General features: G+C 58.3%; 11 protein-coding genes. 7 read left to right on the top strand and 4 right to left on the bottom strand.

The features are described 5' to 3' along the window. Position 1 precedes the first annotated feature (1 nt). The 3 genes from ACUY4Q_RS00435 to ACUY4Q_RS00425 form a co-directional block, all read right to left on the bottom strand. Positions 2-1,393 carry a YlbE family protein gene (locus ACUY4Q_RS00435; RefSeq protein ID WP_458045199.1) on the bottom strand — a complete coding sequence of 464 codons (1,392 nt, stop codon included), beginning with the start codon at positions 1,391-1,393 and terminating at the stop codon, positions 2-4. Between the two features lie 3 nt (positions 1,394-1,396). Further along, positions 1,397-2,944, bottom strand: a complete 1,548-nt coding sequence (gene fdrA / locus ACUY4Q_RS00430) for an acyl-CoA synthetase FdrA (protein ID WP_458045198.1) — start codon at positions 2,942-2,944, stop codon at positions 1,397-1,399. Between the two features lie 165 nt (positions 2,945-3,109). Continuing rightward, entirely contained in the window at positions 3,110-3,772 is a 663-nt protein-coding gene (locus tag ACUY4Q_RS00425) for a cysteine hydrolase family protein (protein WP_458045197.1), read from the bottom strand. Between the two features lie 237 nt (positions 3,773-4,009). On the opposite strand from ACUY4Q_RS00425, the gene ACUY4Q_RS00420 reads away from it, so the two are divergent. Beyond that, on the top strand, positions 4,010-4,867 hold the full coding sequence (locus tag ACUY4Q_RS00420; protein WP_458045196.1) for an oxamate carbamoyltransferase subunit AllH family protein: 858 nt from the start codon (positions 4,010-4,012) through the stop codon (positions 4,865-4,867). On the opposite strand, the gene ACUY4Q_RS00415 is transcribed toward ACUY4Q_RS00420, so the two are convergent. Further along, a complete protein-coding gene (locus ACUY4Q_RS00415; RefSeq protein WP_458045195.1) occupies positions 4,820-5,728 on the bottom strand; it encodes a LysR substrate-binding domain-containing protein in 909 nt (302 codons plus the stop codon). The genes ACUY4Q_RS00420 and ACUY4Q_RS00415 overlap by 48 nt on opposite strands. A 586-nt stretch (positions 5,729-6,314) precedes the next feature. Between ACUY4Q_RS00415 and bcsO the strand changes: the two genes are divergently transcribed. The 6 genes from bcsO to bcsD are packed head-to-tail and all read left to right on the top strand — an operon-like array spanning position 6,315 to position 16,592. After that, positions 6,315-6,887: a cellulose biosynthesis protein BcsO gene (bcsO, locus tag ACUY4Q_RS00410; protein WP_458045194.1), complete on the top strand. Its 573-nt coding sequence runs from the start codon at positions 6,315-6,317 to the stop codon at positions 6,885-6,887. After that, on the top strand, positions 6,878-7,681 hold the full coding sequence (bcsQ, locus tag ACUY4Q_RS00405; protein ID WP_458045193.1) for a cellulose biosynthesis protein BcsQ: 804 nt from the start codon (positions 6,878-6,880) through the stop codon (positions 7,679-7,681). The genes bcsO and bcsQ overlap by 10 nt, the downstream gene beginning before the upstream one ends. A gap of 17 nt (positions 7,682-7,698) precedes the next feature. Then, the gene (gene bcsA, locus ACUY4Q_RS00400) at positions 7,699-9,807 is read left to right on the top strand and encodes a UDP-forming cellulose synthase catalytic subunit (RefSeq protein ID WP_458045192.1); all 2,109 of its coding nucleotides are present in this window, start codon (positions 7,699-7,701) and stop codon (positions 9,805-9,807) included. Further along, positions 9,804-12,101 carry a cellulose biosynthesis cyclic di-GMP-binding regulatory protein BcsB gene (bcsB, locus tag ACUY4Q_RS00395; protein WP_458045191.1) on the top strand — a complete coding sequence of 766 codons (2,298 nt, stop codon included), beginning with the start codon at positions 9,804-9,806 and terminating at the stop codon, positions 12,099-12,101. Before bcsA ends, bcsB begins: the two co-directional genes overlap by 4 nt. A gap of 13 nt (positions 12,102-12,114) precedes the next feature. Then, on the top strand, positions 12,115-16,113 hold the full coding sequence (locus tag ACUY4Q_RS00390) for a cellulose biosynthesis protein BcsC (protein WP_458045190.1): 3,999 nt from the start codon (positions 12,115-12,117) through the stop codon (positions 16,111-16,113). Further along, positions 16,113-16,592 (top strand): cellulose biosynthesis protein BcsD, encoded by a 480-nt coding sequence (gene bcsD / locus ACUY4Q_RS00385; protein ID WP_458045189.1) that lies wholly within the window; start codon positions 16,113-16,115, stop codon positions 16,590-16,592. The genes ACUY4Q_RS00390 and bcsD overlap by 1 nt, the downstream gene beginning before the upstream one ends. Positions 16,593-16,596: the final 4 nt, after the last annotated feature.

The following is a 16,596-nucleotide window of genomic DNA, read 5'->3' as shown; positions in this document are numbered from 1 at the left end:
GTTATCCCCCTTGGGACAGCGCGGTCAGTCCAGCAATGAAACAGGCCAGCGGTGCGGTGGTAATGCCCGCACCAATTTGTCCAACCCCGGCCAGCTTGTGGGCGATACCGGTGTTGATGATCGGCAGAATGTTGCTGTCGACCACGCGTCGGGCGTCAATCCCGCAGCCGCTGCCAACGAAGTTCAGCGCAGGCAGCGTAAAGGCCGGTTGCGTGGTCAGGGTGATTTCGTGCATCGCCTGGCTGTGGCGCACCGCATCTGCTGGGGTGCCGCCGACAAATTTCACGATAGCCGGAGAGGCCGCCATCGCAAAACCACCAATCCCTGCGGTTTCGGTGATCGCAGAGTCGCCTAAATCCGCCGCCGCATCGTTGACGCCAAAGCCGGGGAAGAAGAGACCGTTGACCGGGTTAGCCGGTGCCTGGAACCAGCGGTCACCGGTGCCGGAAAGGCGAATCCCGAAGTTAACGCCGTTGCGCGCCATCACCGTCACCATTGAGCTGTGCGGCACGTTGCTTGCGGCATCCAGCATCGACTTGCAGGCGGCCATGGAGAGATTAAGGAAGAAGTGATCGTTGGCGGCAATAAACTCCAGCACCTCCGGCCCGTGCTCAATGCGCGCCAGGTCGGGAGCAAGACGGCGGAACAGCAGTCCACTCGCCGCAACATTGCGGTTGTGGCACTCATCGCCCATATGCAGCGCCTGGGCAATCAGGGGTTTCAGTTCTATATGCCCGCTCATGCCCAGCGCCTGCCTGAGGGTCGGGGCCAGCACGTCAGCCATCCAGCGCAGGCGGTTCAGCACCTCTTCGTGGTTGGCACCAAAGCGCAGCACTTTGCCCAGACCTTCATTGAAGTTGCAGTAAGCGCGATTGCCCGCCGTTTTGTTCTCTACCACCCACACCGGCATCGACGGGCTGATAATCCCCGCCATCGGCCCGGTGGCATGATGGTGATGACATGGCTCCAGCTCAATCTCACTGTTTGCCGCCATCAGCATGGCCTGCTCTACGCTGTCGGCCCAGCCTTCGAGCACAATCGCACCGGCAATCGCCCCCTGCATCGGGCCACACATATCCGCCCAGGCAATCGGCGGACCGGCATGAAGAATCTTACGTTCCGTCGCCAGCGCAGGAATGGCGTCCCGCGCGGTGCTGATATCCACAAGCACCGGTTGCGCATCAAGATAACGCTGGAGGGCAATTTCGTTAGCGGCATCAACCCGTGTGTCGGCGGTCAATGTCGCCAGCATCCAGTTAGCCTCTTCGTCCCCTTCCGCTGCTGGCTGCCATTGCAGATGCAAAACGTCCCCACCGGCATCACGCAGATTATCGGCGAAGCTCTCCAGACCGAGATTGATAACGCTAAGCGGTTGTTGAAATAACGACGTCATAATCTATTTCCGTTGTTGTGCGACAAATGCCGCCAGCCGTGCAGCCTCGATATTACTCTCAGCCACCAGTACACCCGCCTGATGTAAACGTTCAATTTGCTGCTGACGATTCTGCGGATCGTCTTCAGTACCGCAAACATGCGCAATCAGCACCAGCGTACGCTGCCCCTGGGCGGCTTCCCGTTGCAGGGTGTCCAGCACGGGCAACAGTGTGGCGCACGGATCGGCGCTGGCACCATAGCCCAGGACAATGTCGAACAGCAGGACGGCAGTGGCAGGGTCGCGCCCTTCAGATAACAGGCGCGCATTGCGCAGTGTGGGGTCAATCATCGGATGCGGTCGGCCCTGAGTGAATTCGTCGTCACCCATATCAACCAGACTGTGTCCGCTGCCCTGCTGGCGGTTTTGCAAATGTTCCGCCCCCTTAACAGGGGCGTTCGATTCGCAGGACAGCCCGGCTGCCAGCAGGGCGAGTTGTGCTTCGTAACAGAATGTGCCACCGGCGAAAACGCCGCGAATGTCTTTTTGTACTGCCGCCATTGTCCCGATTTTGGCCCGGGCTTCGGCGAGGAAGGATTCCCTGGTATTGGACTCCTGAGGCGTTTTTTTACCCTCTGACGTGGCTACCGCAACTTGCGCTGCATGAAGCAGACTGCGTGCGGGAATAACGCCTTCATATTCTAAGCAGTGGTCTTCGGCGCCGAGGAAATGAACGACAACCGGTTTGCCACACTGGCGTGCGCTGGCCAGTACTTTTTGCATAATCCCTGGTGCTGGGGGTTTTGAAATAAGAACAATAAGGTCTGTTTCTGGATCCTCAGCGAGCATCGCGATCCCCTGGATCATGCTCAGCCCGCCGATGGCTTCGTGCAAATCTCGTCCGCCGGTGCCAATGGCCTGCGACACGCCAGCTCCGAGATGGTGAATATGGCAACTCACTTCCTGTAAACCGGTGCCAGAGGCAGCCACCAGGCCAATCGACCCGCGCCGTACCACGTTGGCAAACCCGAGCGGCATGCCGTTGATAATGGCGGTGCCGCAGTCCGGCCCCATCACCAGCAGATCGTGCTCACTGGCATAGCGTTTGATGGCCGCTTCATGCTCTTCGGGAACATTATCGCTGAACAACATGACGTGCAGGCCCTGGCTCAATGCCTTCAGGGCTTCGGCAGCGGCATAACGCCCCGGTACTGAAATCAGGGCAAAGTTGGCCTGCATTTCATCATGAACGCCCATGGCGATACTGACCGCAGGGCGGTGAGAGGCATCTGATGTTTCCTGCGTCGCGGACGGTCGCAGTAGCGTTGCGGCCAGTTCCAGCGCCTGGGCCGCCGCCTCATCACCCGCGTCGAGTGCGATCAGCAGGTCGTTGGGGCGCGCTTCCAGGGTGATGTCGAGACCTGCATCGCGCATACGCTCGATATTCGCAGGGGTCGCCATCGCCACAGAGGCCTGCTCAACGCCGTCCAGGGCATTGAGTCTGGCGGAAATCTGCATAAGGGAAACAGAGTCCTTATACAGATTCGGGAAACATTGGTAGTGCAGTGCCATCTTTTATCCTCAAACGGAAATCTTTATACCCGTCATACTTCAAGTTGCATGTGCGTTGGCTGTCCTCGCTCACCCCAGTCACTTACTTCAGTAAGCTCCTGAGGACTCGCTGCGTTGCCGCCTGCCTGCAACTCGAATTATTTAGGGTATATGTATGGCGTTATGTCACAGGCGAAGCGCCGAAATAACCGCCGTTGAATCACTTACCCAGCCCACAATGGCGCCCTGGGCTTTGATCATCTCCAGCGCCGCCTTATGGAATTCCGGGAAATAGGAGGCGCAGCAGTCTTCCGGGATGACCAGCTCATAGCCGCGATCGTTCGCTTCACGCGCGGTACTCTGGACGCACACTTCCGTGGTGACGCCGCAGATAATCAGCGAGGTGATGCGGTGCGATTGCAAAATAAGGTGTAAATCGGTGGCATAAAACGCGCCTTTACCCGGCTTATCAATAACCGGCTCGCCCGGCAGCGGTGCCAGCTCCGGGATAATGTCGTGGCCTTTTTGACCACGGACGAGAATGCGGCCCATCGGACCCTGCTCGCCAATAAAGGTTTTGCCGCCACGGGTCCGTTTTGCGGGCAGACAGTCGCTGAGATCGTCCCGGTGACCTTCACGGGTATGGATAACCAGCAAGCCTGCGTCACGCGCACTTTTTAACAGCGCGGCGCAGGGTTCGATCGCCCGGCGCACAAGGGAAACATCATTGCCGAGGGCCTCACCAAATCCGCCGCTTTCGACAAAGTCGCGCTGCATGTCGATAACCACCAATGCGGTGGTATCCGGGTCAAACTGAAAGTCAAAAGGTTGTGCTTTAATTGTGCGCATAAACGTCCCTTGCTGAGTTGACTTTAAATGGAGTGTACGGAGTGCTAAAGGTATGTGCGCAAAAAGGTTTTCTGCCTCAACCTCAAAAAAAATGAGGCATCGTTGCGCAACAAACCACCATAATGCGTAAATCGTGTACTGCTATGACTTTTTCTGCACAACATGAAAATCGGCGGCAACTCTCCGGCAAAAAAAAGCGCGCCGGGATGTGATCGCCCACTGAAAACAGGAGTCACCGTGAATACCTTAACGGATTTCAGCGCAACACATTGCTGCGATTCGCTTACGTTGCCCCTCTCCCCTGAGACCGTGCTCCGTGTGCATTCGGTTTTTCAGCGCGCCTGCAATCTGCAAACCCGGCAGGGAGCGCTATGGGTCATTCAGGCGCAGGGGATGCCGTTGGCACCTTCGGGGATGATTATTACCCGCCATGACCTGCGCCCGCTGTTTCGCACCGGTGAAAGCCTGCATCGGGATAACGAAGGCAACCTGCGCACGGAAAAAACCCGTATCAGGCTGGACCAGACCGTCGCGTGCTCGACCCGCCTCCCCATCTGCACGGAAGCGCCCGCGCTTGCGCAGTTGGCGAGACAAATAGCGGCGTTCTTTGCCTGCCAGCCTGCCAAAGGCATTCGCCTGGCGTTGATGTCCGACCCGGCGCTTATTGCCGCGCATCAGGCGCTGACGGAGTGGCTGCTATCCGGTAACGGGGATCTCACGGCCATCCTGACCACCTTTATTGGCCGGGGAGAGGGGCTGACGCCCGCCGGGGATGATTTTTTACTGGGGGTGTTATGGGTACTGGAATGGAGCACAAGCCCTGACGTCGGCACGCTGACAGCGGCGCTACCCGGCTTGCTTGCCCGCACGACTGACATCAGCCGGGCAATGCTGACACAGGGGTGCGGTGGTCACTACAGCGCGCAGCTGCTTGCGCTGGCACAAGGGAATACGCGCACCTGGCCCGCTGCGGTGGCAAACGTCGCTGACTATGGCCACTCTTCCGGTCACGACATGCTGGCTGGCATCCTCACCGCGGCAACGGCTTTAGCCGAGCGGCGTGAAAAAGCCCCGCTGCACATCGGCCCGTTTTAACTGCTGTAACCACCAGCTATAGCAGGGTCGCGGAGGGCGATTCTGCCAGGCAAGAAAGAGCGGGGTGGCTTGTTTGCTCTCTTCAACGTGTAACAGCGCCAGCTGCCCGTCATTAATATAGTGCTGGCAAAAATGGCGCGGCAGAAAGCCAATACCCAGCCCGTTCAGGTGCATGGCGATTTTGGTGCGGTAGTCGGGCGCGACGATCGCTTTTTGCCCACGCAGTTGCCAGGCCACCTTGGGTTCGAGCTTGACGGAGGTATCGTGAATGCAGACGGCAGGATAACGCCGCAGGTCATCGGCGCGCAGCGGGCGGTTGAGCGCGGTCAAGGGATGCTCAGGCGAGATGGCAAACAACCAGTCAACCGCTGGCATTTCGAGGCAACAGATCTCGCCGGGCAACGCCACCTGATTAGGCGCGCCGATGGCAATATCCGCACGCTTTTCCAGTAAGGCATCCCACACGCCATCATGAACATCAATAGAGATATGAATTTCGGTCTGCGGAAAATGGTTTTCGCTTTCAGCCAGCAGGGCATAAAGCGGTTTCAGACTGACAATATTATTCAAGGTAATATTGAGACGCGTTTCCACCCCGGCGGCAATACGTTGAGTGGCAAACTGGAGTTCGTCCAGCTCGCTGAGAATAAGCTGGCCTTTTTTAATGAAATAATTACCAGCCTCGGTTAATTCAAGCTGTTTTCCCAGGCGTTTAAATAACTTAAGCCCCAGTTCACTCTCCAGCTTGTGCACCGTGTAGCTCAGCGCCGTTGGGACCTTGTGCAGCTCTTCGGCCGCAGCAGCAAAACTGCCGCACCGCGCAATGGTGATGATCACGTTCACTGCCTGGGCACTAATCAATATGCCGTCTCCCTTGCCTGAAAGCGCTTTAATACTGTTTACCGCATAACGAAGGTGCAGACCAGCCTACAGTGTGGGTTCTGATTCATACCCTGCTAATAAAGGTGGTAATCACAAAATTCGGCCATCAAATAGCGGGCGTAATTTGTTACTCTGAATCAAAGTCAAATAACTATTTCAAAAAATTTCAGCGAGTAATAAAAAATTAAACCGTTCAGAAATCATTCTGGCATTTTATCCTTAAGCTTTACCTTAAGACGGACTTTTATACTGGAAAACCTGACTAAAGCTGGGCCTGTTCAAATCACCATTATGGGTTATTGATATTTAATACTTTAATGATTTCTACGTTAAAAAAAGATAGCATGTGTACAGCTGATGTTTATATATTTGCTGGAAATTAAAGGGTCTGTTAGCAAAAGTGAAATTACCGTGATTATAAAACGGATGCTTTCAGGCCGTAGCATTACATCGTACCTTCACGACGGGCGTATAGCCTAAATATATACCGAACTCTGCCAATACCTGATGCGTAGAATTATATCGGTAGTGGGTACTAATTATTATGTAAATCATGAGTATAACGATGAATCATTATGATGATTTGCAGAGGTTTAAGGATAAGACCCGCAACCAGCAGCACGACTTCAAGGATTTCTCGGCACAAAATACTGCACACGACCAGGGCAACTGGGCGCTTATCAATCAGCTTTCACCTGCTTCCGATGATAACAAACTGGCCATGGGCGGACACGTTTCGCTGCCTCAGCCTCAGCCCATCAATCCCGCGCTTTTTACCCAAAATGAAAGCGTTTCCGGGGTGGCAAGCGTCGAACCGACCGTTGAGATTCCGGCCCAGGTGACCCCAGGCGCCGTTGCGCCCATTCTGCGCGATGTGGCACAACAGCTTTCGGCGACGCGCGATCCGCTCACCGCCCCCGTACCGGCACCGATAGCGCCACCGGCACCCGCCGCTGCGCCGCTGGCACAACCCGCACCGAAACCGCACTATTCCGCGCCTGTTCAACCGGCTTCCGTCGCCACTGAACCGGCCAGCTATGCCCGTCTCTTCGCGCCAAAACCGGCAGAGACCAGGCCAGCAGTAGAAAAGAATCAGCCATTACACACTTTGCTAGAAAGGATCGCTTCATGCCGTTGATTTGTGTTTGTTCGCCGAAAGGTGGTGTGGGGAAAACGACCCTGACGGCAAATCTGGCCTATGCCCTTGCGCGGTCAGGTAGCAAAGTGCTGGCGCTGGATTTTGACATACAGAACGCCCTGCGCCTGCATTTTGGCGTACCGCTGTCTGATGGTCGCGGCTACGTGGCAAAATCAGCGGAGTCTTCGGACTGGAGTCAGTTTGTGCTGACCGCAGGCGGCAATATTTTCGTCCTGCCCTATGGCGATGCCACCGAAGAGCAACGTCTGCAGTTTGAAGAGCGCCTGACGCACGATGAGCACTTTCTGGTGCGTGGCCTGAACACCTTACTGAATTACCCTGGCCTGATTATCGTCGCCGACTTCCCTCCGGGTCCGTCAGCGGCACTGAAAGCCATGTCGCGCCTGGCTGACTTGCACCTGGTCGCCCTGCAGGCAGACACCGCCTCCCTCTCCCTGCTTCCGCACGTGGAAAACCATCGTCTGACCGGCGACGTGCTGAACAGAAAAGCGGGCCATTATTTTGTGCTTAACCAGAGCGACAACCGCCGCCAGATAAGCCGTGATGTCACCGCCTTCATGGAAGAAAAATTAGGTAATCAACTTTTAGGCGTCATCCATCGTGATGAAAGCGTCCTGGAAGCGAACGCCTCCCAGCAGTCCATTTTTGACTTTAGTCCTGCATCCGCCGCTGCGTTTGATATTGAACTCATCGCCAAACGGGTCGCCGGGATAGTAGGCGTCAATATCGGAGACGGCACGGTTCATAGCAAACCGAAGATGTCTGGCTTCTAATTCGCTCAGGGCACCCCATGAAAAAGTTCCTTTACGTTTTGCTGGCACTGGCAATGCTTCCGATTGCCGTGCTGGTCATCATTACGCCGATGGACAGCCAAAAGCAGTATATTTTTGGCCTGCTCAGCATTGGCGTTCTGTTTTTAATGGGCTTCGTCAGTAAAAAGCGCAGCGTCTCCGTCATTATGGTGGTGATGTCGGTGCTGCTGTCGACCCGTTATATGTACTTCCGCCTGACACAAACCCTGCACTTCAATTCCGAGATAGAAACCATTCTTGGCATGGGGTTATTCCTTGCGGAGGTGTACGTCTGGGTCATGCTGCTGCTGAGCTATTTGCAGACGGTCTGGCCGCTCAAGCGTGGCATCGTCCCCCTGCCGGACGACATGACCCAGTGGCCGACGGTGGATGTGTACATCCCCACCTATAACGAACCGCTGGACGTAGTACGTGATACCGTGCTGGCGGCACAGTGCATTGATTACCCGCGCGACAAGATAAACATCTACCTGCTGGATGACGGCAAGCGTCGTGAGTTTGCGGTCTTTGCCGCCGATGTGGGCGTGGGTTACATCACGCGTAACGACAACAACCACGCCAAGGCCGGTAACCTCAACCACGCCATGAAGCTGACGCAGGGCGAGTTGATTACCGTGTTCGACTGCGACCACGTGGCGACGCGTATCTTCCTGCAGGCCACCGTCGGCGGCTTCCTGAAAGACCCGAAGCTGGCGCTGGTACAGACACCGCACTATTTCTACTCGCCGGACCCGTTTGAACGTAACCTCTCCGTTGGGCGCAATATCCCGAACGAAGGCTCTCTCTTCTACGGCCCGATTCAGCAGGGTAACGACAACTGGAACGCCACCTTCTTCTGCGGCTCCTGTGCGGTGATTCGCCGTAGCGCGCTGGAAGAGATCGGTGGTTTTGCCGTGGAAACCGTCACGGAAGATGCCCACACCGCGCTGAAATTGCAGCGTCGTGGCTGGGGTTCTGCCTTCCTCGACATCCCCCTGGCTGCTGGCCTGGCGACCGAGCGCCTGGTCCTGCACGTGATTCAGCGTACCCGCTGGGCGCGAGGCATGACGCAGATTTTCCGCCTGGATAACCCGCTGTTTGGCCGCGGGCTGACGATCCAACAACGCCTTTGCTACCTGAGCGCCATGCTCTATTACCAGTTTGCCCTGCCGCGCATTGCCTTTTTGACTGCGCCGCTGGCCTATCTGCTGTTCAACCTGAACATTATTCACTCCTCGGCGAGCCTGATTTTCGCCTATGCGTTGCCGCATCTGTTCCTCGCGATTTACGTCAACTCACGAATGAACGGACGTCATCGTTACAGCTTCTGGGGTGAAATTTACGACCTGGTGCTGGCCTTCCACATTGTGCTACCGACCGTGGTGACGATGATTTTCCCGAAACGCGGCAAGTTCAACGTCACGGACAAAGGCGCACTGCTGAACGTGGGCTACTTTGACTTCAGCGTGGTCCGCCCGCACCTGATCATCGCCCTCCTGCTGGGTGCCGGGGTGATTGCCGGTATCGTGCGCGCCTTTGCGCATGACTACTTCGGCGTCGACCCGCGCGTTATCGCCCTCAACGTCGGCTGGGGTCTGTACAGCCTGATCTTCCTGCTGGCCGCCATTGCGGTGGCGCGTGAAACCCGTCAGACGCGTAAGACCATTCGTGTCGATGCGGCCATTCCGGTGCTGCTGCACCATGCCAGCGGTATCGTGTCGCGCAGCGTCACCGCCGATCTGTCGATGGGCGGCTGCCGTATCGTGGCCCCGGACGAGCGTCATCTGAATGATGAAATCGAAGAGATCGAGCTGCTGTTGCAGTCCGGCGCGATTAACATTCCGGTGAAAACCATTGCCAGCGATGAAGACTTTATCCGCCTGATGTTTGACGATATTCCGCTCTCACGTCGCCGCGAGCTGGTGCGCGTTGTGCTCTCCCGTGCTGACGCCTGGATCAATCCGCCAAAACCGCAGGACAACCCGTTCCGTTCACTGGGCACCATTATGCGTTGTGTGTTTGACCTCTTCTGGCTGACCTGGAAAAACCGTCGTGAAAACCGCCGGCTACGCGCCCAGGCAGCCGCTCAGGAGGAGGGGAACGCATGAAACGTTTAACCTCACTGGCCCTGCTGGTCGGGGCGCTGTTTGTCGCCCCTGGCTACGGAGAAGAGACGTCCATAGAGTCGCTGCTGCGCCTGAATGACCCGGCCCCCGCAGCGCCTGCGGCGCTCTCCCAGACCTCGCCGGTCTTTGTGCCCTCGACGGTCAATAGCATCAGCATTTCACAGATGGGCTTCCCGCAGGGGATCGCGCTGAGCGGCGGCCAGTTCCAGGGCGGCGCGGCCTTTACGCTGCCGGTGGATCAGGTCATCACCACCGCCCGTCTGTCATTAAACCTGAAAATCTCTCCGGCGATGGCCACGCGCAACGCCAGCATGCAGCTGATGCTCAACGGGCAGCCGCTGGGCACCGTTCCGCTGACCGCCGCCGACAGCGACACCGCGAGCTACCAGTTAGATATTCCCTCAGCGCTGCTGGTCTCCAGCAACAGCCTGAGCTTCAAGGTGAACGATGGCGATGCGATGCAGTGCCAGCGTGACCTGACGGATAAATACCGCGTCACCATCATGCCGGATTCGCATTTTGAACTGGAAGGCCAGCAGCTGGATATTGGTTCGGATCTCAGCCACTTCCCGCGCCCCTTCTTTGACAGTATGCAGATGACCCCGGCGGCGATTGCGATGGCCTTCCCAGCGACCTTAAGCCCGGACGGCATCAGCGCGGGTGCGCTTATCTCTTCGTGGATGGGGATTCAGGCCGATTACCGTGGCGTCTCCTTTGCGGCGTATCACGACCGTCTGCCGGAGAAAAACGGCATTCTGATTGGTCACCCCGGCGATCAGATTGGCGGCTTCACCCTGCCGCAAACCCCTCAGCCGTTGCTGAAAGTGATCGATAACCCGGCCAACCCGGTTTATAAGCTACTGCTGGTGGTGGGCAAAGATGAAAGCGAACTGCGTGCCGCCGCCTGGCGCTTAACACGCGGTAATTTCGCTCAGCAAACGCCGTCCGTGGACGTGACTGCTCAGACGATCCCGGTGAGCAAGCCTTATGATGCGCCGCGCTGGATCCCCACCGATCGTCCGGTGAAGCTCTCAGAACTGATCCGTAAGGATCAAAGCCTGACCACCACCGGCCTCTGGCACGACGCGCTGCGCGTCGCGTTCCGCGCGGCACCGGACCTGTTCCTGTGGGACGGCGAGACCATCCCGTTGCACATTGGCTACCGCTTCCCGACCGAAACCTGGATTGATGAAGACCGCTCCTGGTTAAGCATGACCCTGAACGACACCTTCCTGCACAACCTGCCGGTGAACAAACAGGGGGCGCTGGAAACCCTGTGGCACAAACTCGGTGGCGATGCGCGGCAGGAGAAGTTCGATATGCCGCTGGAGCCGTACATGATTTACGGCGACAACCAGCTCTCGCTCTACTTCAATATTCAGCCGAAGGCGAGCGCGCCGTGCAGCGTGCTGCTGAACAACAACATCAAGAGTCGCATCGAAGAAGATTCGTGGATAGATTTGAGCAACACCCGCCATTTTGCGCTGCTGCCCAACCTCTCCTACTTCGTGGGGGCGTCCTTCCCGTTCACCCGTCTTGCTGACTACTCGGAAACGGTGTTGATGCTGCCTGCGCAACCCACCGAGACGCAGATCGCAACGCTGCTGGATATGGCGGCGCGCTCCGGTAACGCAACCGGCACGGCGCTGGGGCATAACCGTGTTCTGTTGGGGATTCCAACAGCGGGGGCAGGCCCGGAGCTGCTGAAAGATCGTGACGTGCTGGCGGTGAGCGGCCTGAATCAACATGATTTCAACCGCGCCATCCTCAACGACTCGCCGTTTGTGCTGCATGACAGCACGCTCGGCGTGCGCGAGCTAACCACCTGGCAGCGGATTAAACGCTGGGTGGTCGGTGACTGGGGCTCTGACGGTCTGGAGGCTGACCGCTACTTCTCCTCTAACGAAGCGTGGCGCGGGTTCGTCAGCTTCCCGTCGCCGTGGAACGATGCGCGTTTAGTGGTGCTGGCGCTCGGCAGCAATGACGAACAGCTGTCACGGCTGCATGGCGATTTAACCTCGGCACGGATTAACGCCGGCATCCGCGGTGATGCCGCGGTGATTACCAATGAAAACGGCGTGCGCAGCTTCCGCGTGGGCGAACAGTCCCCGCGCGGCGAAATGCCCGCCCAGATGATGGTTATCTGGTATGCGAACCAGCACTCAGCGATGCTCGCTATCCTTGGCCTGGTGTTCGGCTGTATTGGCGGGCTGGCGCTCTTTGCGTGGCTGAGAAACCGGGCGAAGAAACGCCTGGATCTGGATAACCGTAATTAAGAGGGTGATAACAATGACGATAAAAACCGCCCGCCGTTTGACGACGCTGTGCCTTTCCGGCGTCCTCACATTCGGAGCGCTGGGGCACGCGCAGGCCGCGCAAAATGACGCCGCCCTGAAAGCGCTGTTTGACCAGGCGAATTACTGGCATGAAAAGTCCCATGACGACCTGGCGATAGAGTCGCTGAAAAAGGTGTTGATGGTGGATGCCAATAACACCCAGGCGATGTACCTGATGGCGCTGTGGACGCAACAGAATGGCGACCTGCAAACTTCCGCCCAGTGGCGCGCGCGCCTGGCGCAGGTGTCACCGGATGATGCCGGGTTGCAGGCGCTGGATAACGCCAAACAGCTCACCCAGGTACCGCAGGGGCAACTGTCGCTTGCCCGCCAGCAGGCGCGCAGTGGCAACGTCCCGGCGGCGCTGGCCACCTGGCGCAGCATGTTCAATGGCGATACCCCGCCGCCAAGCCTGGCGCCGGAGTATTACCTGACCATGGCGGGAGACAAAGCGCTCTACCCGCAGGCCGTCGCGCAGTTGAAAAATTTTGCGGTGCAAAACCCGCAGGATAACGCCGCGCGCATTGCGCTGGGGAAAATGCTGACCTGGCGTGAAGAGACGCGCCGCGACGGGATTTTGTTGCTTGAGCCGATGGCCAGCGGCAGCAAAGACGCTGACGAGGGCTTGCGGCAGGCACTGTTGTGGCTTGGCCCACAGGCGGGTGACGAACGGTTTTACGACACCTGGCTACAGCGCCACCCTCAGGACACCGACGTCCAGAACTACTACCGTAAAAACGTCGGTGGCGCCGCCAAGGGCGCGGGTTTTACCGCCCTTAACAGCGGCGATGCCAGTGCGGCAAAACGCAAATTTGAGCAGGTGCTGCAAACCAACCCGGACGACGCCGACGCGCTTGCCGGGATGGGGTACATCGCCCAGCGCAGCGGTGACTATAAAGCGGCGGCGCAGTACCTGAACCGGGCGGCGAGCCAGGGCGGCGATGCGTCCGGTGAGCGTAAAGAGCAGGCCACCGACGCCGCGTTTTACGGTCAACTGGCTGAAGCACAGCAGACCTTAAAAGAGGGCAACATCAGCCAGGCGCTGGCGCTCTCTTCTCCGCTCGCCCAGGAGAGCGGCGAGCGCGGCACCGCCGCCAAACTGTTCCGCGCTGACGTGCTGCGCCAGAACAAAGATTACTCGCAGGCCGAGCAGACGCTGCGCAGCGTGCTCAACGATCAGCCGCAGAACGGCCCGGCGCGGGAAAACCTCTACTATGTGCTGCGCGATCAGAACAAAACCGAAGAAGCACAAGCCGTACTGCGCACCTTACCGGCCACGCTTCAGCAGCGGCTGGCCCCGCGCGCGGTCGCCGGTGCGCCTGGCGACCCGATCCGCCGTCAGGCCCAACAGCTTGAGGCCAGCGGCAACACGTCGCAGGCCATCAATGTGCTGCGTCAGGGCGTGGCCCGCGTGCCGGATGACCCGTGGCTGCGTCTGGATCTGGCCCGTCTGCTGCAAAAGTCCGGTCAGGAGGGCGAAGCCGCGACGGTCATGCTCCCTGCCGGGCGTGAAGGCGCGGGGGCTAACTCACTGTATGCCGCTGCGCTCTTTGCCAGCGAAAGCGGCGCCTGGCAGCAGGCTAACTCCCTGCTGGGGCGGATTTCGCCCGCCAGTCGCAACGGCCAGATGCGCGACCTCTCTGCGAGCGTGAACTACAACCTGCAAATGGCGACGGCAGAACGTTACCTCGCGCAGGGGAACATGACTGCGGCATCTAACACCCTGAAGGCCTTATCAAATCAGCCACCGAAGTCCCCAGCCGACGCCGGGAAACTGGCCCGTATGCTGGCCCGTACCGGCGACATGACCGGTGCCGTTGCGCTGGTGCGTGACAGCATGAAAGCGGGTGTGCAGGGCAACGCCGGGGATTACGCTGACCAGGTGGCGGTGTTAAACCAGGCGGGGCTGAGCCAGGAAGCACAGACCTTTATGTCCAGCCCGGAGATCCAGTCACGCAGTACCCCGGCACAGCTCGCGGGGGTACGTAATGGCTACGTGATTAACGAGGCGGACGAACTGCGCGAGCAGGGTAATTATGCGGCGGCGTACGATAAGTTGATTCGCGCCCTGCAAAGCGACCCGCAGAATACCGACCTGATGTTCGCCATGGGCCGTCTCTACCAGACCGGCAAGATGAACAAAGAAGCGGGCGTGCTGTATGACTACCTGATGACCCGCGACACCGACGATCAGGCCGCCCGCGTGGGCGCGATTGACGTGGCGCTGGCCGAAGATAACGTGCAGAAAGCCTCGACGCTGGCCAGCGGCCTGCGTAACGACACCTCACCGGAACGTATGCTGCTGCTGGCGCGTCTGGAAGAGGCCAAAGGCAACCATCAGCAGGCGATGACTTACCTGCGCAACGCCCGTGGCAAACTGGTTGGGCTGGAGTCCAGCAACAGCACCGGCACCCCGACCATCGGTGGCGTACTGCTGGCGGATAACCCGTTCACCACCACCAGCAAAACCGGCACCTCTCCCTCCATTTATGGCACCTCGCTGCCGTGGCAGGTGGCGCAACAGGCACGGGAACCTGGCTCTACCCTGCCGGGCACCACCCGTACCGATCTGCCGATGGAAACCGCACAGACCCGCACGCTGCGTCAGGTGGATGAAATGATGCAGCAGATGGACGAGAAGAACGGCATGTGGCTACAGGGCGGCGTAGAAGTCCGTGGCCGCGACGGCGAGTCGGGCACCAGTAAGCTGACGGAGGCGAAAGCGCCGATCACCTGGTCCAGCTCACCGTTTGGCGATTCACGCTTTGAATTTACCGCCACGCCGATAACCTTAAGTTCAGGCAGTGCTTCCGGCGATGCATGGCGACGCTCCGGTGCGAACCCGCTGGCGAACGCGGTCAGCAATATCAGCGCATCCGTCAGCAACGCCAATAATTCGGCGGCCAACGATGGCAACACCGATAAATTTAGCGATCTTAGTAACCTCGCAGATGCCAATAATCTGTCGCCGTTTACCGATACGGGCTTCGACAGGCTGACCACGCTGCTGGGGGATACCAGCGATACCAGTCGTCTGCGCGCCCTGAGCCGCTCCAGCTACAAAGCGAACTACAACGACACCATTCGTTCCTCAACCGACTCGCAAAACGCCAACGGCGTAGAGCTGAATATGGCGTTGAGTGGCGACAGCTATCGTATGGACATTGGCAGCACGCCGCTGGGGCAGGATCTGAGCACGCTGGTCGGCGGCGTAAAATGGTCGCCAAAACTGACCAACTACCTGTCGCTTATCTTCACCGGTGAGCGCCGCGCCATGACCGACAGCCTGCTCTCCTACGTGGGGCTGAAAGATACCTATTCCGGCCAGCGCTGGGGCCAGGTCACCAAAAACGGCGGCAATCTGCAGTTAAGCTACGACGACGGCGACGCCGGCTTCTTCGTTGGCGGCGGCGGTTACAGCTACCTCGGTGAAAACGTGGCGAGCAACACCAGCGTGAATGCCGGAGCCGGGGTCTACCTGCGCCCGTGGCATGACGACTTCCGCCAGTTACAGACCGGCTTAAGCGTCAACTGGATGAACTTCTCCAAAAACCTGAGTTACTACACCTTCGGCCAGGGGGGCTACTTCAGCCCGCAGAACTACGTCAGCGTGTCGCTGCCGGTCGACTTCTCGCAGAAAATCGACAACTGGAAGCTGAGCATTGGCGGATCCGTGGGCTATCAGTCCTATACCCAGGATAAGAGCGACTACTTCCCGAACGATCCTGATGCCCAGAAAATGTTGCAGCAACTGGCCGACCTGGGCTTCACCAAAGAAGCGCAGTACAAAGGCTCGTCGCAAAACGGCATTGGCTACACCTTCCGTGGCGGGGTGGATTACAACGTCAACAAAGATATGACCGTGGGCGGAAAAGTGGGTTACGACACCTTCGGCAATTACAACGAAAGCACCGCCGGGATCTATTTCCGCTATATGTTGGGAGACAAATAATGACATCAATAACGGCGAATCCTTTGCTGCACACCTATTTTCAGGGGCAACAAACCCCGGCAGGTTGGTTTGATCTGCTGACCGTGATGATTGATGGCATGGTGCGCAACGTCGGGGAAGCGGAGAGCCAGCCTTTTCTGCGCCAGATGGGCGAGGCGATGGCGGAGCGTTTCCCGCTGCCGGGTTCCGAGACCGTGGGCGAGCTGGAAGCCAACATCAACGCGAAGCTGGCGCAATTCAACTGGGGCTTTATCGATATTGAAGCCAGTGACACCGGCATGAGCTTCCACCACCAGGCGCTGCCCGTCTCCCGCGATGAAAACAGCCAGACCCGTTGGTGCTACGCTTTTTGCGCCATACTTGAGGGTCTCTATTCCCGCTGGCTGCTGGGTCAGGGTGGCGGTTCGCACGTCGCCTTCAGCCGTGAGCGGCTCTATTCCGTGTCGGACGTGACGTTCCGCTACGCTAACCCACAATGAGTCT

The sequence above is a fragment of the Phytobacter cepae genome (genome assembly GCF_054165735.1).
This window is presented reverse-complemented; position numbering and strand designations above follow the sequence as displayed.

Bases quoted from the DNA above. Each gene is read 5' to 3' on its own strand.
- ACUY4Q_RS00435 (WP_458045199.1), bottom strand. From the start codon at position 1,393: ATGACGTCGTTATTTCAACAACCGCTTAGCGTTATCAATCTCGGTCTG.
- fdrA (WP_458045198.1), bottom strand. From the start codon at position 2,944: ATGGCACTGCACTACCAATGTTTCCCGAATCTGTATAAGGACTCTGTT.
- ACUY4Q_RS00425 (WP_458045197.1), bottom strand. From the start codon at position 3,772: ATGCGCACAATTAAAGCACAACCTTTTGACTTTCAGTTTGACCCGGAT.
- bcsO (WP_458045194.1), top strand. From the start codon at position 6,315: ATGAATCATTATGATGATTTGCAGAGGTTTAAGGATAAGACCCGCAAC.
- bcsQ (WP_458045193.1), top strand. From the start codon at position 6,878: ATGCCGTTGATTTGTGTTTGTTCGCCGAAAGGTGGTGTGGGGAAAACG.
- bcsA (WP_458045192.1), top strand. From the start codon at position 7,699: ATGAAAAAGTTCCTTTACGTTTTGCTGGCACTGGCAATGCTTCCGATT.
- bcsB (WP_458045191.1), top strand. From the start codon at position 9,804: ATGAAACGTTTAACCTCACTGGCCCTGCTGGTCGGGGCGCTGTTTGTC.
- ACUY4Q_RS00390 (WP_458045190.1), top strand. From the start codon at position 12,115: ATGACGATAAAAACCGCCCGCCGTTTGACGACGCTGTGCCTTTCCGGC.
- bcsD (WP_458045189.1), top strand. From the start codon at position 16,113: ATGACATCAATAACGGCGAATCCTTTGCTGCACACCTATTTTCAGGGG.